Annotated in this window: 13 protein-coding genes; 8 read left to right on the top strand and 5 right to left on the bottom strand. The window is 41.5% G+C overall.

Features of this window, described 5'->3' with window-relative positions; translation table 11 throughout:
• Nucleotides 1-86: 86 nt before the first annotated feature.
• From AB9K32_RS07420 to AB9K32_RS07410, 3 genes are all read right to left on the bottom strand, one after another.
• Nucleotides 87-1,142: an LD-carboxypeptidase gene (locus AB9K32_RS07420; protein ID WP_369884808.1), complete on the bottom strand. Its 1,056-nt coding sequence runs from the start codon at nt 1,140-1,142 to the stop codon at nt 87-89.
• A 60-nt stretch (nt 1,143-1,202) separates the two neighbouring features.
• Nucleotides 1,203-2,522: a carboxypeptidase-like regulatory domain-containing protein gene (locus AB9K32_RS07415; RefSeq protein WP_369884807.1), complete on the bottom strand. Its 1,320-nt coding sequence runs from the start codon at nt 2,520-2,522 to the stop codon at nt 1,203-1,205.
• Nucleotides 2,523-2,621: 99 nt separating this feature from the next.
• Nucleotides 2,622-5,075: a M14 family metallopeptidase gene (locus tag AB9K32_RS07410; protein ID WP_369884806.1), complete on the bottom strand. Its 2,454-nt coding sequence runs from the start codon at nt 5,073-5,075 to the stop codon at nt 2,622-2,624.
• A 160-nt stretch (nt 5,076-5,235) separates the two neighbouring features.
• On the opposite strand from AB9K32_RS07410, the gene bshC reads away from it, so the two are divergent.
• Nucleotides 5,236-6,840: a bacillithiol biosynthesis cysteine-adding enzyme BshC gene (gene bshC, locus AB9K32_RS07405; protein ID WP_369884805.1), complete on the top strand. Its 1,605-nt coding sequence runs from the start codon at nt 5,236-5,238 to the stop codon at nt 6,838-6,840.
• Between the two features lie 225 nt (nt 6,841-7,065).
• Here the strand turns inward: bshC and pgmB are convergent, their stop codons facing one another.
• The gene (gene pgmB / locus AB9K32_RS07400; protein ID WP_369884804.1) at nt 7,066-7,725 is read right to left on the bottom strand and encodes a beta-phosphoglucomutase; all 660 of its coding nucleotides are present in this window, start codon (nt 7,723-7,725) and stop codon (nt 7,066-7,068) included.
• A 208-nt stretch (nt 7,726-7,933) separates the two neighbouring features.
• Between pgmB and guaA the strand changes: the two genes are divergently transcribed.
• The 4 genes from guaA to AB9K32_RS07380 are packed head-to-tail and all read left to right on the top strand — an operon-like array spanning nt 7,934 to nt 12,552.
• Nucleotides 7,934-9,466, top strand: a complete 1,533-nt coding sequence (guaA, locus tag AB9K32_RS07395; RefSeq protein ID WP_369884803.1) for a glutamine-hydrolyzing GMP synthase — start codon at nt 7,934-7,936, stop codon at nt 9,464-9,466.
• Complete coding sequence (locus AB9K32_RS07390; protein WP_252080114.1) at nt 9,463-11,646, top strand: LysM peptidoglycan-binding domain-containing protein; 2,184 nt, start codon at nt 9,463-9,465, stop codon at nt 11,644-11,646. Before guaA ends, AB9K32_RS07390 begins: the two co-directional genes overlap by 4 nt.
• Entirely contained in the window at nt 11,624-12,028 is a 405-nt protein-coding gene (locus tag AB9K32_RS07385; RefSeq protein WP_369884802.1) for an OsmC family protein, read from the top strand. Before AB9K32_RS07390 ends, AB9K32_RS07385 begins: the two co-directional genes overlap by 23 nt.
• Nucleotides 12,016-12,552 carry a DUF922 domain-containing protein gene (locus AB9K32_RS07380; protein ID WP_369884801.1) on the top strand — a complete coding sequence of 179 codons (537 nt, stop codon included), beginning with the start codon at nt 12,016-12,018 and terminating at the stop codon, nt 12,550-12,552. Before AB9K32_RS07385 ends, AB9K32_RS07380 begins: the two co-directional genes overlap by 13 nt.
• Before the next feature lie 65 nt (nt 12,553-12,617).
• Here the strand turns inward: AB9K32_RS07380 and AB9K32_RS07375 are convergent, their stop codons facing one another.
• Nucleotides 12,618-13,481, bottom strand: coding sequence for a hydroxypyruvate isomerase family protein (locus AB9K32_RS07375; RefSeq protein ID WP_369884800.1), 864 nt, complete (start codon nt 13,479-13,481; stop codon nt 12,618-12,620).
• Between the two features lie 43 nt (nt 13,482-13,524).
• Here AB9K32_RS07375 and AB9K32_RS07370 point away from each other — a divergent pair, with 43 nt between their 5' ends.
• The 3 genes from AB9K32_RS07370 (at nt 13,525) to yidC (ending at nt 17,386) form a co-directional block, all read left to right on the top strand.
• The gene (locus AB9K32_RS07370; protein WP_224836473.1) at nt 13,525-13,767 is read left to right on the top strand and encodes a DUF3820 family protein; all 243 of its coding nucleotides are present in this window, start codon (nt 13,525-13,527) and stop codon (nt 13,765-13,767) included.
• 49 nt (nt 13,768-13,816) lie between these two features.
• Nucleotides 13,817-15,451: a CTP synthase gene (locus AB9K32_RS07365; RefSeq protein ID WP_252080109.1), complete on the top strand. Its 1,635-nt coding sequence runs from the start codon at nt 13,817-13,819 to the stop codon at nt 15,449-15,451.
• A gap of 66 nt (nt 15,452-15,517) precedes the next feature.
• Nucleotides 15,518-17,386: a membrane protein insertase YidC gene (gene yidC, locus AB9K32_RS07360; protein WP_252080107.1), complete on the top strand. Its 1,869-nt coding sequence runs from the start codon at nt 15,518-15,520 to the stop codon at nt 17,384-17,386.
• The last annotated feature ends 259 nt before the right edge of the window (nt 17,387-17,645 follow it).

The following is a 17,645-nucleotide window of genomic DNA, read 5'->3' as shown; positions in this document are numbered from 1 at the left end:
AATCTTAACCATCGTTAACGCCCATTTGTTATGGAATTAATCCAAAATTTGAAAGGAACTATTTTTAAATATTGAGTACTAACTATTTAGGATACCGCTATTTCTTCCAAACGAATTTGTTTTTTGGATGCGTTAAAGTAGGCTTTGGTGCCAATGGGCAATGTGAAATTTTGTGGTACATGGCCAAAACTCAGACCATAGGCTGCAGGTATGCCCAAAGGTGCGATTCTATCCATTATTACTTCCCTGAGTGTAAAATTGTCCGTGGTTCTTTTACGGTCGCAGCCATTACAAACTCCAAAAACAATGCCTTTGGCCTTTAAAAAGGAATCCACTTGTGTGAGCTGGGTCAGCATTCGGTCCATTCGGTATGGAGCTTCCTCTACATCTTCCAGAAACACAAGTTTGTCGGTAAAGTCTATTTCGTAAGGTGTGCCGATCATGGCAGCGACCAACGATAAGCTTCCGCCCACAAGATCTCCTTCTGCCGTTCCATTGGTTATCGTGTATCGGTAATATTCGCTGTTGCGATATTGTTTTGGGTCTTTTAGAATGGCATTTTTTATAGGTAGGACCTCCTGTGGTTCCATTAGGACCTTTTTCATATAATTTTGGCTGTATTCGTCATCGATCGTGGTCCCGACAGGGCCGTGAAAACATACAAGGCCTGTTTTGTTGTAAATGGTATTGATCAAGGCCGTAATATCACTAAAACCGATTAAAATTTTTGGATTGTTGCGGATAAGGTCGTAATCCAACATATCCAAGATTCGAGTGCAGCCATAGCCGCCCCTTGCGCAAAGTATGGCATCCACGTCCGGGTTGGCAAACATTTCGTTTACATCGTTGGCACGTTCTTCATCGGTGTCGCTAAAATAACCATGGTTACCTTTGATTCTTTCAGTGTAAAAAGTCTTGAAACCCATTTTCTCCAAGACTTCCAATGTAAGGTAAAGTTTTTCGGGTTTCACCGCAAAACCTGGAGCAACAAGCCCGATGGTATCGCCAATTTTTAGTTTTTTGGGTTTTATTTTGGGCAATACAGTAGTTGGTCTCGGCTTACTTGCCCAACTCGTTTGGGGCAGAAGCGAAACGGCTCCTAATGCTGTTACGGACTTTAAAAAGTTTCTTCGTTTGGACATTTTGAATGGGTTATGCTATGTTTTAACAAAAATGAAGAAATTTTGGAAGAAATGTAACAATTATTCGCTGTTTCTTTCGGCCCTGCGTAATTGTCGCTGTATTTTCCTAATGGCGGATTCAATGGATTTTTCGGGTTCTATAATATTATATTCTCCCCAAAAATTTGGATCGGAAAAGCCCGAGGCCTCATCACTGAGTATAATTGATTTTTTAATTCTTTCACGGTACCTTGGTGTTTTTCCCGTTAGGTTATTTTCCCAATCGGTAATGGCCATTTCCGCCATCATGCTGTACATGGAATTAAACCACTTATCTTCCCAGTCTACTTTAAATTCCATAAAAACGCTACCATAGCCATAGTACCATTTGCCATCTTTTTCGCGATAGTCCACACGATAGGAGACCTCGGTGGGCCAAACATCGACTTTTGCCGGTTTTCTGCGCACAAAAAGTTGGGCAGCCTTGTTCCGGTCTGTAATATTCAAAGAAAAAATTGCACTTGTAAGTACTTTGTTTTCAACATCTATGTAAAGTTCACCCTGGTAAAGGGGCTCGGAGATTCCTGGGTGCTGGTCAAATCGAATCACATAGATCACTTTGTCATTTATTCTTGTGGAGCGATCAAATGTAAACTTGTAGTTGGACAGTGCTTCTTCCGAAAAGATATATTGGGGATATTTCATCATATCCACATATAATGTGTTGTATGGCCCACCTTGTAATTTTAGTGCCACGGTGTCCAGTTTACTGTAATCCGTACTTTTTCTGGCTTTATAGAGTTCAACGGCGTCTTCTTTAAAAGAACTGTATGGGGTTTTATAAATATTGACCACAGCTTCAGCCAAAGAAACATTTCTTCTTCTTCGTTTTATGGTTTCCCTATAAAAAGCTGTCATTAAGGTGGGGTCATCAAAATATCGGTTGTCACGGTTTTTAAGTGTTTCTTTTACAAGGGCCAGGGCATCTTTTGGGGCATTAATGTTGATTTCCGAAAGCTGGGTAACCGAAATTTCGAGGGAGATTTCATTTTTTTCTGGCGCCAGATCGGCAATCGGTACTTTTTTGGTTTTATACCCCAAGAACGAAACCACCACATTTTTATCGATGAACTCTTTGGGAACTTTTAAAAGGAAATTTCCCTCTGTATTGGTTATGGTGCTTATGTTGGTGCCCTCTATGGCAAGTGTTGCAAAAACCAACGATTTATTACTGGATTTGTCTTTAACCTCTCCACTGTACTGGTTAAAGTCCATGGTTTGTTGGTTCCCTTGGAAAGCAAAAGAAACCAATGGGGCCAAGAGTGCCAGTGTACAAAGTGCGGAGCACAAGAAAGCGCTGATTTTCTTGCAGATTGCGAGATTCGATGGTTTTAACGGCATAGCTATCTTCTTTTGTATTAAAAATACAAAATTTTAAAGATATGCTCACATAGTTTTTGTCCCTGAATGTGGATGTTCTATGCCGGTAAAAAGCTTGGTTTAATCTACCATGAAGAGGGCATTGGCAAAAAATAGCTTTCCATTTTCCCAGAATCCTCGGAACAACGGATTGTCCACCATATAAATTACTTGTCCACGGCCGTAATTTTCTACGCCATAAATCAAGGTTTCTGAGATTTTTTGCTGCGCTTCTATTCCGGCAAAGCCAGAAAACGGATCTGTATTTTTTTCCAAATAGACCGCATTTCCTCCATCGAGATATTCGTATGCACTGCTTCCTAATTTTAAAGAAAAGTATTCGGACCCATAGCCATACGCCAATGGATTGGAATTGTCCACTTTGGTTTTAAAAATTGCTCCGGTAATGGCTCCTTTCATTCGCTCTCTTTCCCAATCTTTGTAAGGTTGTGGTTCATTTTCGCTTGAGTCTTTCTCAAACTTTTTCTTGGTTACACCAAATCCTTTATCACCATCTAGCGCATCTATGGAGCCACCCATGGCAATGATCTTTCCTCCGTTGCGGACCCAGTTTTTAAGTTTGGATAGTTGGTCCTCACTAAAATGGTTGCCGTAGCGTCCATCGGGCAAGATCAGGATACTATATTCGTCCAGATCCACTCGGTTGGCATATTCATCATCCAGAACGGTAAGTGGGTAATGCAGCTGTTGCTCAAAAAAGTGCCATATTTCACCGAATCGTAGCGTAGATGTCGGACCGCCCGACAATACTGCAATCTTAGGTTTGGTAATCATTTGGATGTATGATGATCCAAAATCTTTTCCAGAATCAACAAAGCCAGTTGAAGCGGCTGTGTATGGTTTTTGATAGTCGGTGATGATGCCCGACATGGATGCCTGAAAATTTGAATCATGCTGATTGTCTCCTTTAGTAACGATCAAAGTTCCCCTATCATAAGATTTACCTTCCAAACTGAAGGGGTGGTCGGCTTTTCGTACTCGGATGCCCTTTTTTAACAAAGCGGACAAGAACCGTGCATCTTTCATACTGTTCCAATCAAAAAGATAAGCGTAGGCATTGGCAGGAGCTCCTATTGTTACGTTCTGAACCACATCGCTTGCCGTATTGCCGGAGACCAATGAGGTGGAGGCAATTGCGTCCAATCCATATGCATACGGTAGGGACCATGCCGTAATATCGTAGGTGAGCGAATCCGATAATTTGGCATCGGGCTCGAACAATACTTTTACCATGGTACCTTTGGGTTGATTTGTGGAAACTACCATGCCATTGTTGTTGATGGCCATGTTTCCGCTTCTTCCCGTTTTGTAATGGTGTCCTTTGTAGGAACCACTGGATACATTGCCATATTCGATTTCGTGTTTGTCCAAAAGGGATTTAAGGGCTTCAAGCTTGTCCTTGTCTCCTTTTAGTACATAACTTTTATACTTAAAATCCTTGTTTTGATAGAACTTTTTGAATTCTTGGTTTAGTTTCTCTGCATTTTGAGAAGAAACCTCAATGGTGGATAGTCCCGTGGTGTGGTGGTGCGCAATTCTGTCCTTTAGGGTAAGGGTGTCGCCAATTGCGGTGACAATTCCAAGTCCGGCCCTTCCACTTCCACCTTGTTCGTAAGTCATCCCAATAGAACCGTTGTACATGGGGTAGGTGTCGCCATAGCTTGGATATAATAGATCAAATACTTCTTTGGTAAAATAGAACCAACCATTGGCATCAAAGTATTTGGCGTGGTTTCTGCCTATGGTCGTCTGAAAATCACGTTGAAAATCGGTAATTACCTCATGGTAGGGTTCTGCTGCTGGTGCAAAATAATACGGACTATTTACGCCTTGTTCGTGAAAATCCACATGAACATGAGGCAACCATTGGTTGAACTTTTTTAATCGCTGTTGGCTCTCTACTTGGGTAAGCCAGGCCCAATCACGGTTAAGGTCGAACATATAGTGGTTACTGCGTCCACTCCACCAACCTTCGTGGTGTTCCTTGCTGTTGGGATCTACTTGGAAAGGGGTGTTTTTATATTGGTTGTACCAGTTGGTGTATCTGTCGCGGCCATCTGGGTTAATACAGGGGTCCATAATAACCACTGTGTTTTCCAAATAATTGCTTTTTTTTGTTAAAAGCTCATAAATCGTCTTCATGGAGGCTTCGGTACTCACACTTTCATTGCCATGAACATTATAGCTCAACCAAACAATGGCTTTGGACGAATTTCCCGAACCTTCTGTATTTTTTAAATGTTCTTTTCTAATGGTTTCCAAGTTGGAAATGTTTTCCGCAGAGGACACATAAGCCAAAATAAGGGGCCTACGTTCGTTGGTTTTTCCATATACTGTGAGCTTGACTCGGTCCGGTTCCGATTCGGCCAAGTACTCGTAGTAATCCACCACTTCGTGATGGCGGGTAAACTGGGTTCCAAGTTCGTACCCCAAAAATTCTGATGGAGACTTTAATTGCTGTGCGGAAACCGAAATGGATACTAAAAGAAGGAGAGAAAATAAAAATCGGATCATGTTTGGGTTAATTAGTTCTCTCAAATCTAATAATAAATTGGTGCAGAATCCTAATTTTATCAATTTGAGCCGACTAAATCTTGTATAAAATTCAATTAACGTATTTTTAGGACGAGTAAAAAAGAAGAGACTTATCTTTGATCACCTCATTTCAGTTTTAATGGAAGTAGAATGTATACCCTTTAAGGAAACCGGTTATTTTTCCCAATTAATTTGTGATTACCTAGAGCAAAAAAAAGAATTAGCACCTTACTACAATAGATTTCCCTTACCCGGTAACTTTAGTGATCAGATTAAAGAAAAATCTGCCAACTACCCAAAAGCCCACAGAAAAGTTTTGGTCGGATCTTTAAACGAGCAATACAAAAATGTGGAGGTTTCCGGCGCAACAAAAAAAAATATCCTAGCTCTCGAAAAGGAAAATTCCTTTACCGTGGTAACCGGTCACCAGTTAAATTTATTTACTGGTCCTTTGTACTTCCTGTATAAAATTGTATCGACGATAAATCTGGCCAAAAAGCTAAATGCACAGTTTCCCGATCATCAATTTGTGCCGGTGTATTGGATGGCAACGGAGGATCACGATTTTGATGAGATCAATTATTTTAATCTACACGGGAAAAAGGTGCTTTGGAACAAAAATGTTTCCGGTGGGGTAGGTAGATTGTCCACAGATGGTCTGGATGAGGTATTCGAGATATTTGCTTCCGAACTTGGTAATTTAGGTTATACGGATAAATTAAAAGAGCTATTCCAAAAGGCTTACCTTGAAAACCAAACCCTGGCCCAAGCTACAAGATACCTCGCCAATGCCTTGTTCGGAGATGAAGGTCTTGTAATTGTGGATGGTGACGATAAAAATTTGAAGAGGTTATTGGTGCCTTATGTCCAAAAGGACATTTTTCAGCATACGCCCTACGAAAAAGTTACCAAGACGATAAAAAACTTGGAGAAAATTTCAGCGGACTACACAATTCAAGTAAACCCGAGGGAAATCAACTATTTTTATCTAAAGGACGATCTTCGGGAACGAATTGTTCTAAAAAAAGGGAAATACCATGTGCTCAATACCCAGTTGGATTTTACCCCAGAGGAGATTTTAAAAGAACTTGAAGAATATCCAGAGCGTTTTTCGCCCAACGTGGTCACTCGTCCATTATATCAGGAGGTTATCCTACCCAACCTTTGTTATATCGGAGGAGGGGGAGAATTGGCTTATTGGTTGGAATTTAAATCCTATTTTGATGAACTGGGAGTGACCTTTCCTATGTTGATGCTGCGGAATTCAGTATTGTTGATAAAAGAAAAACAGTCGGACAAGATTGAAAAGATGGGACTCACGGTAGCTCATTTATTTATGAAACAGCACAGCCTTATCAACAAAAAAATACGAGATATCTCCAATATCGATGTTGATTTTTCGCCGCAAAAAAAGGTGCTGGAGGAACAATTTAAACAAATGTACGAGCTTGCCAACAAAACGGACAAGAGCTTTTTGGGAGCCGTAAAAGCACAGGAGGTAAAACAAAAAAAGGGTTTGGACAAGCTGGAAAAGCGACTTTTACGCGCCCAAAAACGAAAATTAAAAGATCACGTAACGCGATTAACGGAGTTGCAGAATGAGTTATTTCCAAATCAATCGTTGCAAGAAAGGCAGCTCAATTTTTCCGAGATCTATTTAGAAATGGGAGAGGAGCTCATCCTGATGCTACTGAATACTTTAGATCCTTTTTCTCAGAATTTCACCATAATTAAAAACAAGTAATAGCCCTAAATATCTTCCGCGGTAGAACAAAAGCCAATCTTTTTCAAAAAAAGTTTTACGGATCAGGTAGGGTATTTGTCCGGTAGGTTGTTCCTTACATATAAATAGCTATGAAAATTTAAATTTTGAGTTGGTTAACTCATATGTTTAGGTTGGTTTTGATTTTATTGAAAAGCCCCGGAGTGGTTCCCGGGGCTTTTTACATTCTTTATGTTTGGTTCCGATTCAGAACAAATCTTTAAAATGTGATTTTACCTCAAAAAGAGTGGCCTCTTTCATGGTGTCGAATCGAACGTCCGCATGTCCGACACGCTCTTCAGGACCAATGCCAACGCTATAAAAATTACTGGCTTTTGCAGCATCGATACCCTTTTCGGCATCTTCAAAAACAATACACCTTTCCGGCGATAGGCCCATTTTTTCGGAGGCGTACAAGAAAATGTCGGGAGCTGGTTTGCTTCTGGATACACTATTGCCATCACCGATCACATCAAAATAATGGGTAGCATTTAGTTGTTTCAATACCTTTTCTGCATTTTTACTTGCACTGCCGAGGGCAACGCTAAACCCTTCGGACCTAAGGTGTGTTAAAAGTTCTTTGGCACCCGGTAGATAGTCCTCGGGGGTCATGTGATCCAAACTTTCCACGTAAATATCGTTCTTTTGGGTAGCCAGTTCCATAATAGTTTCTTCTTTGAGCGAAACATTGTTGTGGTCCATGATCACTTTAATGGAATCCATTCTGGATATCCCTCTCAATTTTTCGTTGAGATCGCGATCAAATTGCCAATCCATGTCGTCCGACAATTTTTTCCAAGCGGCAAAATGCAGTTCTGCTGTATCCGTGATTACGCCATCCAAATCAAAAATGAATCCCTTAATCATAATCAGTTCTTTTTTACATCGCAAAGAAATAATGAAATCAATTAAGAAAAAAACTATATAAGACTTTGTTTTGTGCAGGAAAAAGCTGGACTGGCGATCAAAGCAGACGGGGTGTTGATAACCCGTTGGAATTACTTCTTTAAAAAACTTGTGGCAAATATCCATTAAAAGATACTTTTGCAACTAAAGCAAATTGCTATTTTTGCCCATGCATAACAACGTACTCATCCTAGACTTTGGTTCCCAGTACACACAATTGATCGCAAGACGCGTCAGGGAACTCAACATTTACTCAGAAATTAAACCGTATAACAAGGTGCCCGAAGATCTGTCGGATTACAAAGCGGTAATATTGTCCGGTTCACCGTCCTCGGTTCGCTCCGAACAGGCCCCTCATCCCGATCTATCGGGAATTAAAGGAAAAAAACCTCTTTTGGGCATTTGCTACGGCGCCCAATATCTGTCCCATTTTCATGGGGGTAACGTGGCCCCTTCCGCTACCCGTGAATATGGGCGGGCCAATTTGTCCTTTATTAAATCCGACGATGATTTTTTGAAAGGAATTGAAGAAGGTAGCCAAGTATGGATGAGCCACTCGGATACCATTAAGGAACTGCCCGAGGGAGCAGTACTTTTGGCCAGCACCCACGATGTGGAAAATGCGGCTTACAAGATTGTAGGGGAGAGCACTTACGGGATACAGTTTCACCCGGAAGTGTACCATTCAACAGATGGAAAAAAGCTATTGGAAAACTTTTTGGTAAATATAGCTGGTCTAAAACAGGACTGGACTCCGGATGCCTTTGTGGAAACCACTGTGGATGAACTAAAGGAGGAAATCGGGGACGAAAAAGTAATATTGGGACTATCCGGCGGTGTAGATTCCAGTGTGGCGGCCATGTTGCTCCACAAGGCCATCGGAGATCATCTATACTGTATATTCGTGAACAATGGCCTCTTGCGTAAAAATGAGTTCGAAAGTGTTTTGGACCAGTACAAGCACATGGGCTTAAATGTAAAGGGAGTGGATGCTTCGGCACGTTTTTTGGATGCTCTTAAGGGCGAGTCGGACCCTGAAAAGAAGAGAAAGATCATCGGAAGGGTCTTTATCGAGGTCTTTGATGATGAATCCCACAAAGTGGAAAATGCAAAATGGTTGGCGCAGGGTACTATTTATCCTGACAGAATTGAATCTGTTTCGGCAAGTGGAGGCCCATCAGCTGTGATCAAAAGCCACCACAATGTTGGAGGATTGCCCGATTATATGAAATTAAAAGTAGTTGAACCCTTAAAAATGTTGTTCAAGGACGAAGTGAGAAGAGTTGGGGCGAGTATGGGAATGTCCAAAGAAATTTTGGGAAGACACCCTTTCCCGGGTCCTGGCTTGGGAATACGTATCTTGGGGGATATTACACCGGAGAAAGTGGCTATTTTACAAGAGGTCGACGCTATTTTTATCGATGGATTAAAAAAATGGGGACTTTATGACAAGGTTTGGCAGGCCGGAGCCATGCTTTTGCCCGTAGATAGTGTAGGGGTCATGGGAGATGAGCGTACCTACGAAAAATGTGTGGCGCTCAGAGCGGTGGAAAGCACCGATGGGATGACCGCCGATTGGGTAAATTTGCCCTACGAATTTTTGCAAAAGACCTCTAACGATATAATAAACAAGGTTAAAGGCGTTAATAGAGTGGTGTACGACATTAGTTCCAAACCACCTGCAACTATAGAATGGGAATGAAAAAATATATGTTACAACTGGTTTTTACCATGGTCCTTTTGTTGGCCATGGTGCCGGTTTCCGCACAAAATTATACCACGCACGCTGTAAAGGATGGAGAGACTCTAAAGAGCATTTCCCAAAAATATCGGGTAACGCCCTATAGTATTTTACAGGCCAATAAAGAAATCAAGAGTGCTTCCGATGTTAAGGAAAACACGATTCTTATTATACCCTTGAACGGAAAAGCGGAAGACACTAAAAACGAGGCCAAACCAGATAAGCCAAAACAAGAAGAGCTGAAGCCGATTCGATTTACACGACACAGGGTAAGAAGAAAGGAAACCCTTTTTGGTCTGACCCAAAAGTATGAGATCACCGAAGAACAATTAAAAAGATATAACACAAGGCTGTATTCGGAAACATTGGACAAGGGAATGGTGCTTCAAATTCCTGTTTTTCCAGAAGTGGACCCCAATGAGGAAAAAGAACTGGATTTCGAAATATACACCGTTCAACCTAAAGAGACACGTTGGAGCATTGCCCACAAATACGGAATTAGTGTCGATAGTTTGTTGGTCTTAAACCCGGAATTGGATAAGAACACCAATTATTTGGCAGCAGGAGAAGAGTTGAAACTGCCGCGCCCCAAAGGGGATAGCCTAAAGGAACAGAAAACAGAGGTTTTTACTTCTTACACGGTACCTCCAAAAATGACACTTTATAGTCTTGGAAGGGAATATGGTATCCCAACGGATTCTATTGTACGCTTGAATCCGGAAATAATGAAAGCCGGAGGCCTAAAAGAGGGAATGGTAGTGCGTTTGCCCAAAAAGAAGTCTCAGGCCGGTATAGTGAACACCGACAACTTTGTTTTTTATGAGGTAAAACCCAAACAGAATATATTTAGAATTACTCAGAACCTTAAGATTACCAGAGAAGAACTGTTCCGTTTGAACCCAGCTTTGGAAAATGGCCTTAAAGCGGGAATGGTACTAAAGTTGCCCAAAGAAAAAGCAGAAGGACTAGAAGTGAAAAATGCCCTAGTGCTGGATAAGATCAATTTGGTGGACAGCATAAATGTGGAAAATAAACCACAGCTGGTTTTTATGCTTCCCTTTCGTTTGGACAAGGTAAACTTGAACGACACCCAAAGAGCGGAAGAATTGATCAAAAACCGAAGGGACCTGGCATTGAGCCTTGGTTTTTACACAGGGGCCATGGTCGCTTTGGATTCCATTAAAAAACTTGGAGTATCGGTCAACGTAAAAACTTACGATACCCAGTTGGACCAAGCTAAAGTAAAAGAAATACTTTTCCGTGAATCCTTAACAGGGGTAGATGCTGTGATAGGACCACTGGCCGCCGGACCTTTGGACGAGGTTGCCGTGCAGGCAAAAACCAAGAATATTCCCGTAGTGGCCCCTATTGCATCGGACAGTAAACTCAGTCACAGCAATGTTTTTTTCTCCGTTCCCAGAGATGCAGTCCTTAGGGATAAAATGCTGGCATATATGGAGAAAATCCATACTGATGAGAATGTGGTCATAATTGCGGACTCTACCCATCAAGTGGCACACGATTCTATTTTGAGCAAGTTTCCTGCTGCCCAAATCGCAAAGGTGATCGATAATAAATCGTTGCACTTGGATAGGTTTTTGATCCAATTGTCCAACGAAAAGGAGAACTGGGTATTTTTGGAAACCGATCAACCCAATATGGTGGCGAGTGTAACATCCATTCTAAACTCTGCCAATACCTCTTCGGTTACAGCAACAAACAACCCGCAAGAAAAGGTTAATGTACGCATGTTCACCACAAGCTTTAACGGGGCATTTGAGCACGAGGCAGTTTCCAAGACACATTTATCCAATTTAAAATTTACCTATCCATCGTTCTACAAGGAATCTGCGGATGATACCTTCACTAGGGCATATATGAAAAAATACAATGGCCTACTACCGGATAGGTATGCCATCCGAGGATTTGATGTGACCATGGACGTGTTATTGAAACTGGCTTACAAAAAGAATTTGTTTGAAACATCAAAATACATTGGGTTAACGGAATATGCAGGCAATGGATTTGATTATCTTAACGACTGGACCTCCGGGTACTTTAACCGCGCCTGTTACATTATGGAGTATGACAACCTTACCATTAAAGAAGTAGAAATCAATGACAGCAAAAGTAACCTATAACGGAAATCTTAGAACTACCTGTGTACACTTACGATCAGGTAGTGAATATATTACCGATGCCCCTGTGGACAACAATGGCAAGGGAGAAGCTTTTTCCCCTACGGATACCGTGGCTACTGGCTTGGCGAACTGTATGATAACAATGATGGGCATAAAAGCCAGGGATTTGGAAATTGATCTAGCAGGTTCTACCGCAGAGGTTACCAAGCATATGGCGGCCAATCCACGGAGAATCTTCAAGATCGAGGTAAAGTTTGATTTGCCCGCATCCATCTCTGAGAAACACCGTAAAATTTTGATGCATACGGCGAATACTTGCCCAGTACATTACAGTTTGCACCCCGATATTGAAAAAGTAATCGATTTTAATTGGATAAACTAGTTGCAATAGGATGTTTTTTTCTGTTTGGTTTTTTGGGTTTTGCACAAGAGATCGAAGAAGGCGTTCTATGGAACAGTAATATTAGGCTCACATGGACCGATTTTAAGGGGAAGGTTCCCCCGGCAGCCGAATCGGCTGCTACCACCGCCAGTGGTATTAGTTATTCCTATTCTGCCAACTTGCTCCACCACGAGGTTAAATTGGATTATGAGGTAAATGCGTTTTTTTATCCTAACGAAAGCTGGTACAAGCCGGAGCTGTGCAATGAAAACACCTTGGCCCACGAGCAATTACATTTTGATATTACCGAACTTTTCGCCCGTAAAATGCGTGAAAAACTACACCGCACCTCTTTCTCTGATGATGTTAAGGGAGAAGTGCGCAAAATTTATCAGGATATTTTAAAGGAACTACAAGAATACCAAGAACAATACGATTGGGAAACCAATTTTTCCAGAAATAGGGAAAAGCAATTAGAATGGAATACCAAGATTGCCTTAGCTTTAAAAGAAAGTGAATCGTAAAAAAATATTTAGGGCAGTAGTCCAAGTTCACTCAGGAACATTACATATTATTATTCTGGAAAAGGCTACACATCACATCTTAGAAAAGCATCTTTAAGCGCTGCAATTTTATCCTCCCATGTCACAATGAATTCTTGAGCCACGTAGCCTGTAAATCCGGTATCATGTATGGCTTTGATAATGGCCGGGTAGTAGAGTTCTTGGGTTTCATCAATTTCGTGCCTGCCTGGAACACCGGCCGTGTGGTAGTGCCCAAAATAGGGATGATAGTTTTGTATACTGCGGATAATATCGCCTTCCTGAATTTGCATGTGGTAGATATCGAACAGCAATTTAAAATTGTCGCTGCCCAAATGTTTGCAAAGCTCCACGCCCCAAAGTGAATTGTCGCACATATAATCTGGATGGTTTACTTGGTTAAAAAGCTCCATCTGAATTATCACGCCGTGTTTTTCCGCCAATGGAATAATTTGTGAAAGGCCGTCCACACAATTTTGAAGACCGACATAATCGTTAATGCCATTTCGGTTTCCACTAAAGCAGATTAGGTTGGTATAGCCCGCTTCCGCAACTTTCGGAATCATTTCGGTGTAATTCTTAATAAGCTGTTCGTGATATTTGGGGTTGTTCCATCCCTCCGTCAAACTTATTTCAGCACCGTTGCACATCGAACAGTGAATGTCATATTTTTTTAAAATGGGCCATCTGTCCGGACCGATCAAATCAATTGCATTTACTCCAAGCTCCTTTAAGGTCTTTAAAAAATCTTCAAAGGGAATATCGCTAAAACACCATTCACAAACACTATGGTTTATATTGTGTTTTAACTTAAATGTTTGGGGCAGTACTTGGTCGGAGGTCATGGCCGAACCAGAGGCCAGGCCGGCAGAGCCAACAGCTGCGGTGGCAATAAAATTTCTACGTTTCATTTTTCGGATTTGTTGAGGGAAAGATAGTATTTTAGGCCTATATATGGAAATGCGTCCCGATACAGAACAGCTTTTGGAAATGGCCCATTATAAAATGCCCTTTGGTAAGTACAAAGGGCGATATTTGGTGGATCTGCCTCTTGCCTATTTGGTATGGTTCAGGCAAAAAGGTTTTCCCAAAGGTAAACTTGGCGACTACCTTAATACCATGCTGACCATTAAGGATAACAACCTGGAACCCATCATCAGAAAACTGCAAAAAGATTTTCCTAAAGAATCTACCTGATTTTTGTCCCGCAATTAGTAACTTTACGCCCCGTAATAGAATGATCAATATGTCAGAGACCAAGTACATTTTCGTTACGGGAGGCGTTACTTCTTCATTGGGAAAAGGAATTATTGCCGCATCCTTGGCCAAACTACTGCAAGCCAGGGGATACCGAACAACCATCCAAAAATTAGATCCATACATAAATGTTGATCCCGGAACATTGAATCCGTACGAACACGGTGAATGCTATGTTACCGACGATGGTGCCGAAACCGATTTGGACCTTGGGCATTATGAGCGTTTTTTGAACGTGCGCACTTCACAGGCCAACAACGTGACCACAGGAAGGATTTACCAAAGCGTAATCGAAAAAGAACGTAGAGGAGAGTTTTTGGGTAAAACGGTGCAGGTGGTCCCCCACATTACCAACGAGATCAAAGAGCGTATCCAAATTTTGGGGAACAGTGGCGACTACGATATCATTATTACCGAAATAGGAGGTACCGTAGGTGATATTGAATCCCTGCCCTATATTGAGGCAGTTAGGCAATTACTTTGGGAACTGGGAGAGCATAATGGTATAGTGATCCATCTTACTTTGGTGCCATTTTTGTCCGCCGCGGGGGAATTAAAGACCAAACCAACACAGCACTCCGTAAAAACTTTGATGGAAAGTGGAATCAAGGCTGATATTTTGGTGTGCCGTACAGAGCATCATATTTCTGAAGACATCAAGGAGAAATTGGCACTTTTCTGCAATGTTAGAAAAGAGGCAGTAATCCAATCCATAGATGCATCCACTATTTACGATGTACCATTGTTGATGCAAGAAGAAGGCTTGGATACCGTAACATTGGAAAAGTTGGCCTTGCCGAACACTACAGAACCAAATCTTGATCAATGGAAGGAGTTTTTGAACAGACATAAAAATCCAAAGGATAAAGTAGTGATCGGATTGATCGGAAAGTATGTGGAACTTCCCGACTCGTACAAATCCATTCAAGAGGCCTTTATCCATGCAGGTGCCGCCAACGAAGTCAAAGTTGAGGTTAAATCCATTCATTCCGAGCATTTGTCCCCAAGCAATGTAGCTCAAAAGTTAAAAGGATTGGACGGTATTTTGGTGGCTCCAGGTTTTGGGGAACGCGGTATAGAGGGAAAGGTAAAGGCGGTAAGATATGCTAGGGAAAACAATATTCCGTTCTTGGGTATTTGTTTGGGAATGCAAATGGCCGTGATCGAATTTGCCCGAACAGTTCTTGGTCTGGAAAAAGCCAATTCAACGGAAATGAACAAGCAAACGCCCGATCCTGTGATCAGTTTAATGGAAGAACAAAAATCCATTACCGATATGGGAGGTACCATGCGTTTGGGAGCTTGGGACTGCCATTTAAAAGAAGGTAGCTTGGTGAAAAGCGTCTATGGAACTTCCGATATAGAGGAAAGGCATAGGCACCGATATGAATTCAACAACCAATATAAGGAACAATTGGAAGCAGCTGGATTGGTCGCATCCGGGCTCAATCCAAAAACAGGATTGGTGGAAGTTGTCGAAATTCCAACACATCCTTGGTTTGTCGGGGTACAGTATCACCCCGAATATAAGAGTACCGTAGCCAGCCCGCACCCTTTGTTTGTTGGGTTTGTAAAAGCGGTATTGGCCCAAAAACAAAAACAAAACAATGCCAGTTTGGCATAAAACCCGGTTTTGGGCATATATTTGCCATTTGATACACGAACAAAAGATTTCTACTAAATAATATTCATGGAAGAAAAGAAGCTGGATATTAAATCCATTATTGGATTTGTACTGATATTTGGGATACTGGTTTTTATGTTTTACCAAAATCAGCCAACACCAGAAGAGTTGGAAGCTCAAAAAGCGGAACAGGCAAAGATCGAAGCTGAGGCAGCCAAGGTCGAAAATGAAGCTCAAAAAGAGCCGGTGCAAAAAGCCAAGGTAATCGATCTTACCGATTCCATTGCGGTGGCGGATTATAAAAATACAGTTGGCGCATTTGGGTTTACCCAAACGGCAGAAGACATTACTACCTTGGAGAACGAGGTTTTATTGCTGAAAATTTCCAATAAGGGAGGCCAGATCGTAGAGGCCAAAATGAAGGACTATGTGACTTTCGACTCCATACCTGTGTATTTGGTGAAGGATGGGAACGCCAATTTTGCGATAAACTTTAGCAGTTCGGATAATAGATCGCTCAGCACAGCTGATTTGTTCTTTGAGCCATCGCTTACCAAGAGCGGCGAGAACCAGGTCTTGTCCATGAAGGCCAAAGTAGCCAATAATCAATATTTGGAGTATAGGTACGAAATGAAGCCAAACGAGTATTTGGTCGATTTTACCATTAGATCACAAGGGTTGAGCGGTGTTTTTAACACAAGTAAACCAGTTACCTTGGAATGGGACCTAAAAGGCATACGACATAATAAAAGTGTTATGTACGAGAACCGGTATACCCGATTGACGTACAATCACGATGAAGGTAACATTAGCAAACTTTCGGAAAGTAGCGATTTTGATGAGGAAACTGAGGAGGATGTAAAATGGTTATCGTACCGCCAACACTTTTTTAGCTCTATTTTGGCAACGGACGACCATTTTAAAACCGCAGCTTTAACTTCTACCAATTTGGTCGAGGAAGAAAGCAAGGAAATACTTTTCACCAAATCTTACAGTACAAAAGCGCCTTTGGAATTTAAAGGAGGGGAGTTGTCCCAAAATATGCATTGGTATTATGGGCCAACCGATGTTAAGGTTTTGGATGACTACAAGGATTTGGGACTGGCGGACTCCATACCCTTTGGTTGGGGTATTTTTGGTTGGATCAACCGATATATCTTTACACCGTTCTATACTTTCTTAAGCTCGTTCCTACCGTATGGTATTGCAATTATTATCATGACCATAGTAGTGCGCTTGGCTCTATCTCCGGTGACGTACAAATCTTATTTGTCGCAAGCCAAAATGAAGGTATTGAAGCCCGAGATTTCGGAAATCAACGAGAAATACAAGGACAACGCCATGAAAAAGCAGCAAGAGACCATGAAGGTCTATAACAAGGCAGGGGTGAGTCCAATGAGTGGTTGTGTGCCAGCCTTGTTACAGTTGCCTATTTTCTACTCCTTGTTCATGTTTTTCCCAACTTCTTTTGCATTAAGACAAAAGCCGTTTTTGTGGGCAGAAGACCTTTCTTCTTACGATACCATTTTTGAGCTACCTTTTACCATACCGTTTTATGGCGATCACGTGAGTTTGTTCCCAATTTTGGCATCCGTAGCGATTTTCTTTTATATGCAGATGACCACTGGACAGAGTATGCAGATGCAACAGCAACCAGGTATGCCGAACATGAAATTTATTATGTACCTATCACCAATTATGATGTTGTTCTTCTTCAACAACTATGCGAGTGGTTTGAGTTTGTACTATTTCATTTCCAATTTGATTACCATCTTTATTATGTTGGCCATCAAAAACTACATTTTGGACGAGGATAAGATCCATGCCCAGATCCAGGAAAACAAAAAGAAACCTAAAAAGGAGAACAAGTTCCAGCGTAAAATGCGCGAGATGATGGAACAGGCAGAGGAGCAGAAAAAAGCTGGCAGAAGATAATCCTCGGTAGTTAGTTGACTCTCTTTTACAAATAAAAAAACTCCCTCAAGAATATCTTGGGGGAGTTTCCATTTATAGGCTTAGTTTGGAAAGATTTGGGACTCCAAAGATGCACGATTATCCACGTTATTAAAATTAAAAGTTGTCAAATAGCCGGTTTCTGTGGGCAGATAATCCTTTGTTGATGTGTCATCGATAAACGGTAAACCTTACTCGATAAAAAGCCCCCTCGATATAGTTCAAGGGGGCTTTTCAGTCA

This window comes from Allomuricauda sp. XS_ASV26, from assembly GCF_041224615.1.
Lineage (GTDB): Bacteria > Bacteroidota > Bacteroidia > Flavobacteriales > Flavobacteriaceae > Flagellimonas > Flagellimonas alginolytica.
Note: the sequence above shows the minus strand (reverse complement) of the source record. Positions and strands in the feature narration are given on the sequence as shown.

Coding starts and splice junctions, on each gene's coding strand:
- yidC (WP_252080107.1), top strand. CDS start 15,518: ATGGAAGAAAAGAAGCTGGATATTAAATCCATTATTGGATTTGTACTG.
- guaA (WP_369884803.1), top strand. CDS start 7,934: ATGCATAACAACGTACTCATCCTAGACTTTGGTTCCCAGTACACACAA.
- AB9K32_RS07410 (WP_369884806.1), bottom strand. CDS start 5,075: ATGATCCGATTTTTATTTTCTCTCCTTCTTTTAGTATCCATTTCGGTT.
- AB9K32_RS07420 (WP_369884808.1), bottom strand. CDS start 1,142: ATGTCCAAACGAAGAAACTTTTTAAAGTCCGTAACAGCATTAGGAGCC.
- AB9K32_RS07365 (WP_252080109.1), top strand. CDS start 13,817: ATGTCAGAGACCAAGTACATTTTCGTTACGGGAGGCGTTACTTCTTCA.
- AB9K32_RS07415 (WP_369884807.1), bottom strand. CDS start 2,522: ATGCCGTTAAAACCATCGAATCTCGCAATCTGCAAGAAAATCAGCGCT.
- bshC (WP_369884805.1), top strand. CDS start 5,236: ATGGAAGTAGAATGTATACCCTTTAAGGAAACCGGTTATTTTTCCCAA.
- AB9K32_RS07385 (WP_369884802.1), top strand. CDS start 11,624: ATGACAGCAAAAGTAACCTATAACGGAAATCTTAGAACTACCTGTGTA.
- pgmB (WP_369884804.1), bottom strand. CDS start 7,725: ATGATTAAGGGATTCATTTTTGATTTGGATGGCGTAATCACGGATACA.
- AB9K32_RS07375 (WP_369884800.1), bottom strand. CDS start 13,481: ATGAAACGTAGAAATTTTATTGCCACCGCAGCTGTTGGCTCTGCCGGC.
- AB9K32_RS07390 (WP_252080114.1), top strand. CDS start 9,463: ATGAAAAAATATATGTTACAACTGGTTTTTACCATGGTCCTTTTGTTG.
- AB9K32_RS07370 (WP_224836473.1), top strand. CDS start 13,525: ATGGAAATGCGTCCCGATACAGAACAGCTTTTGGAAATGGCCCATTAT.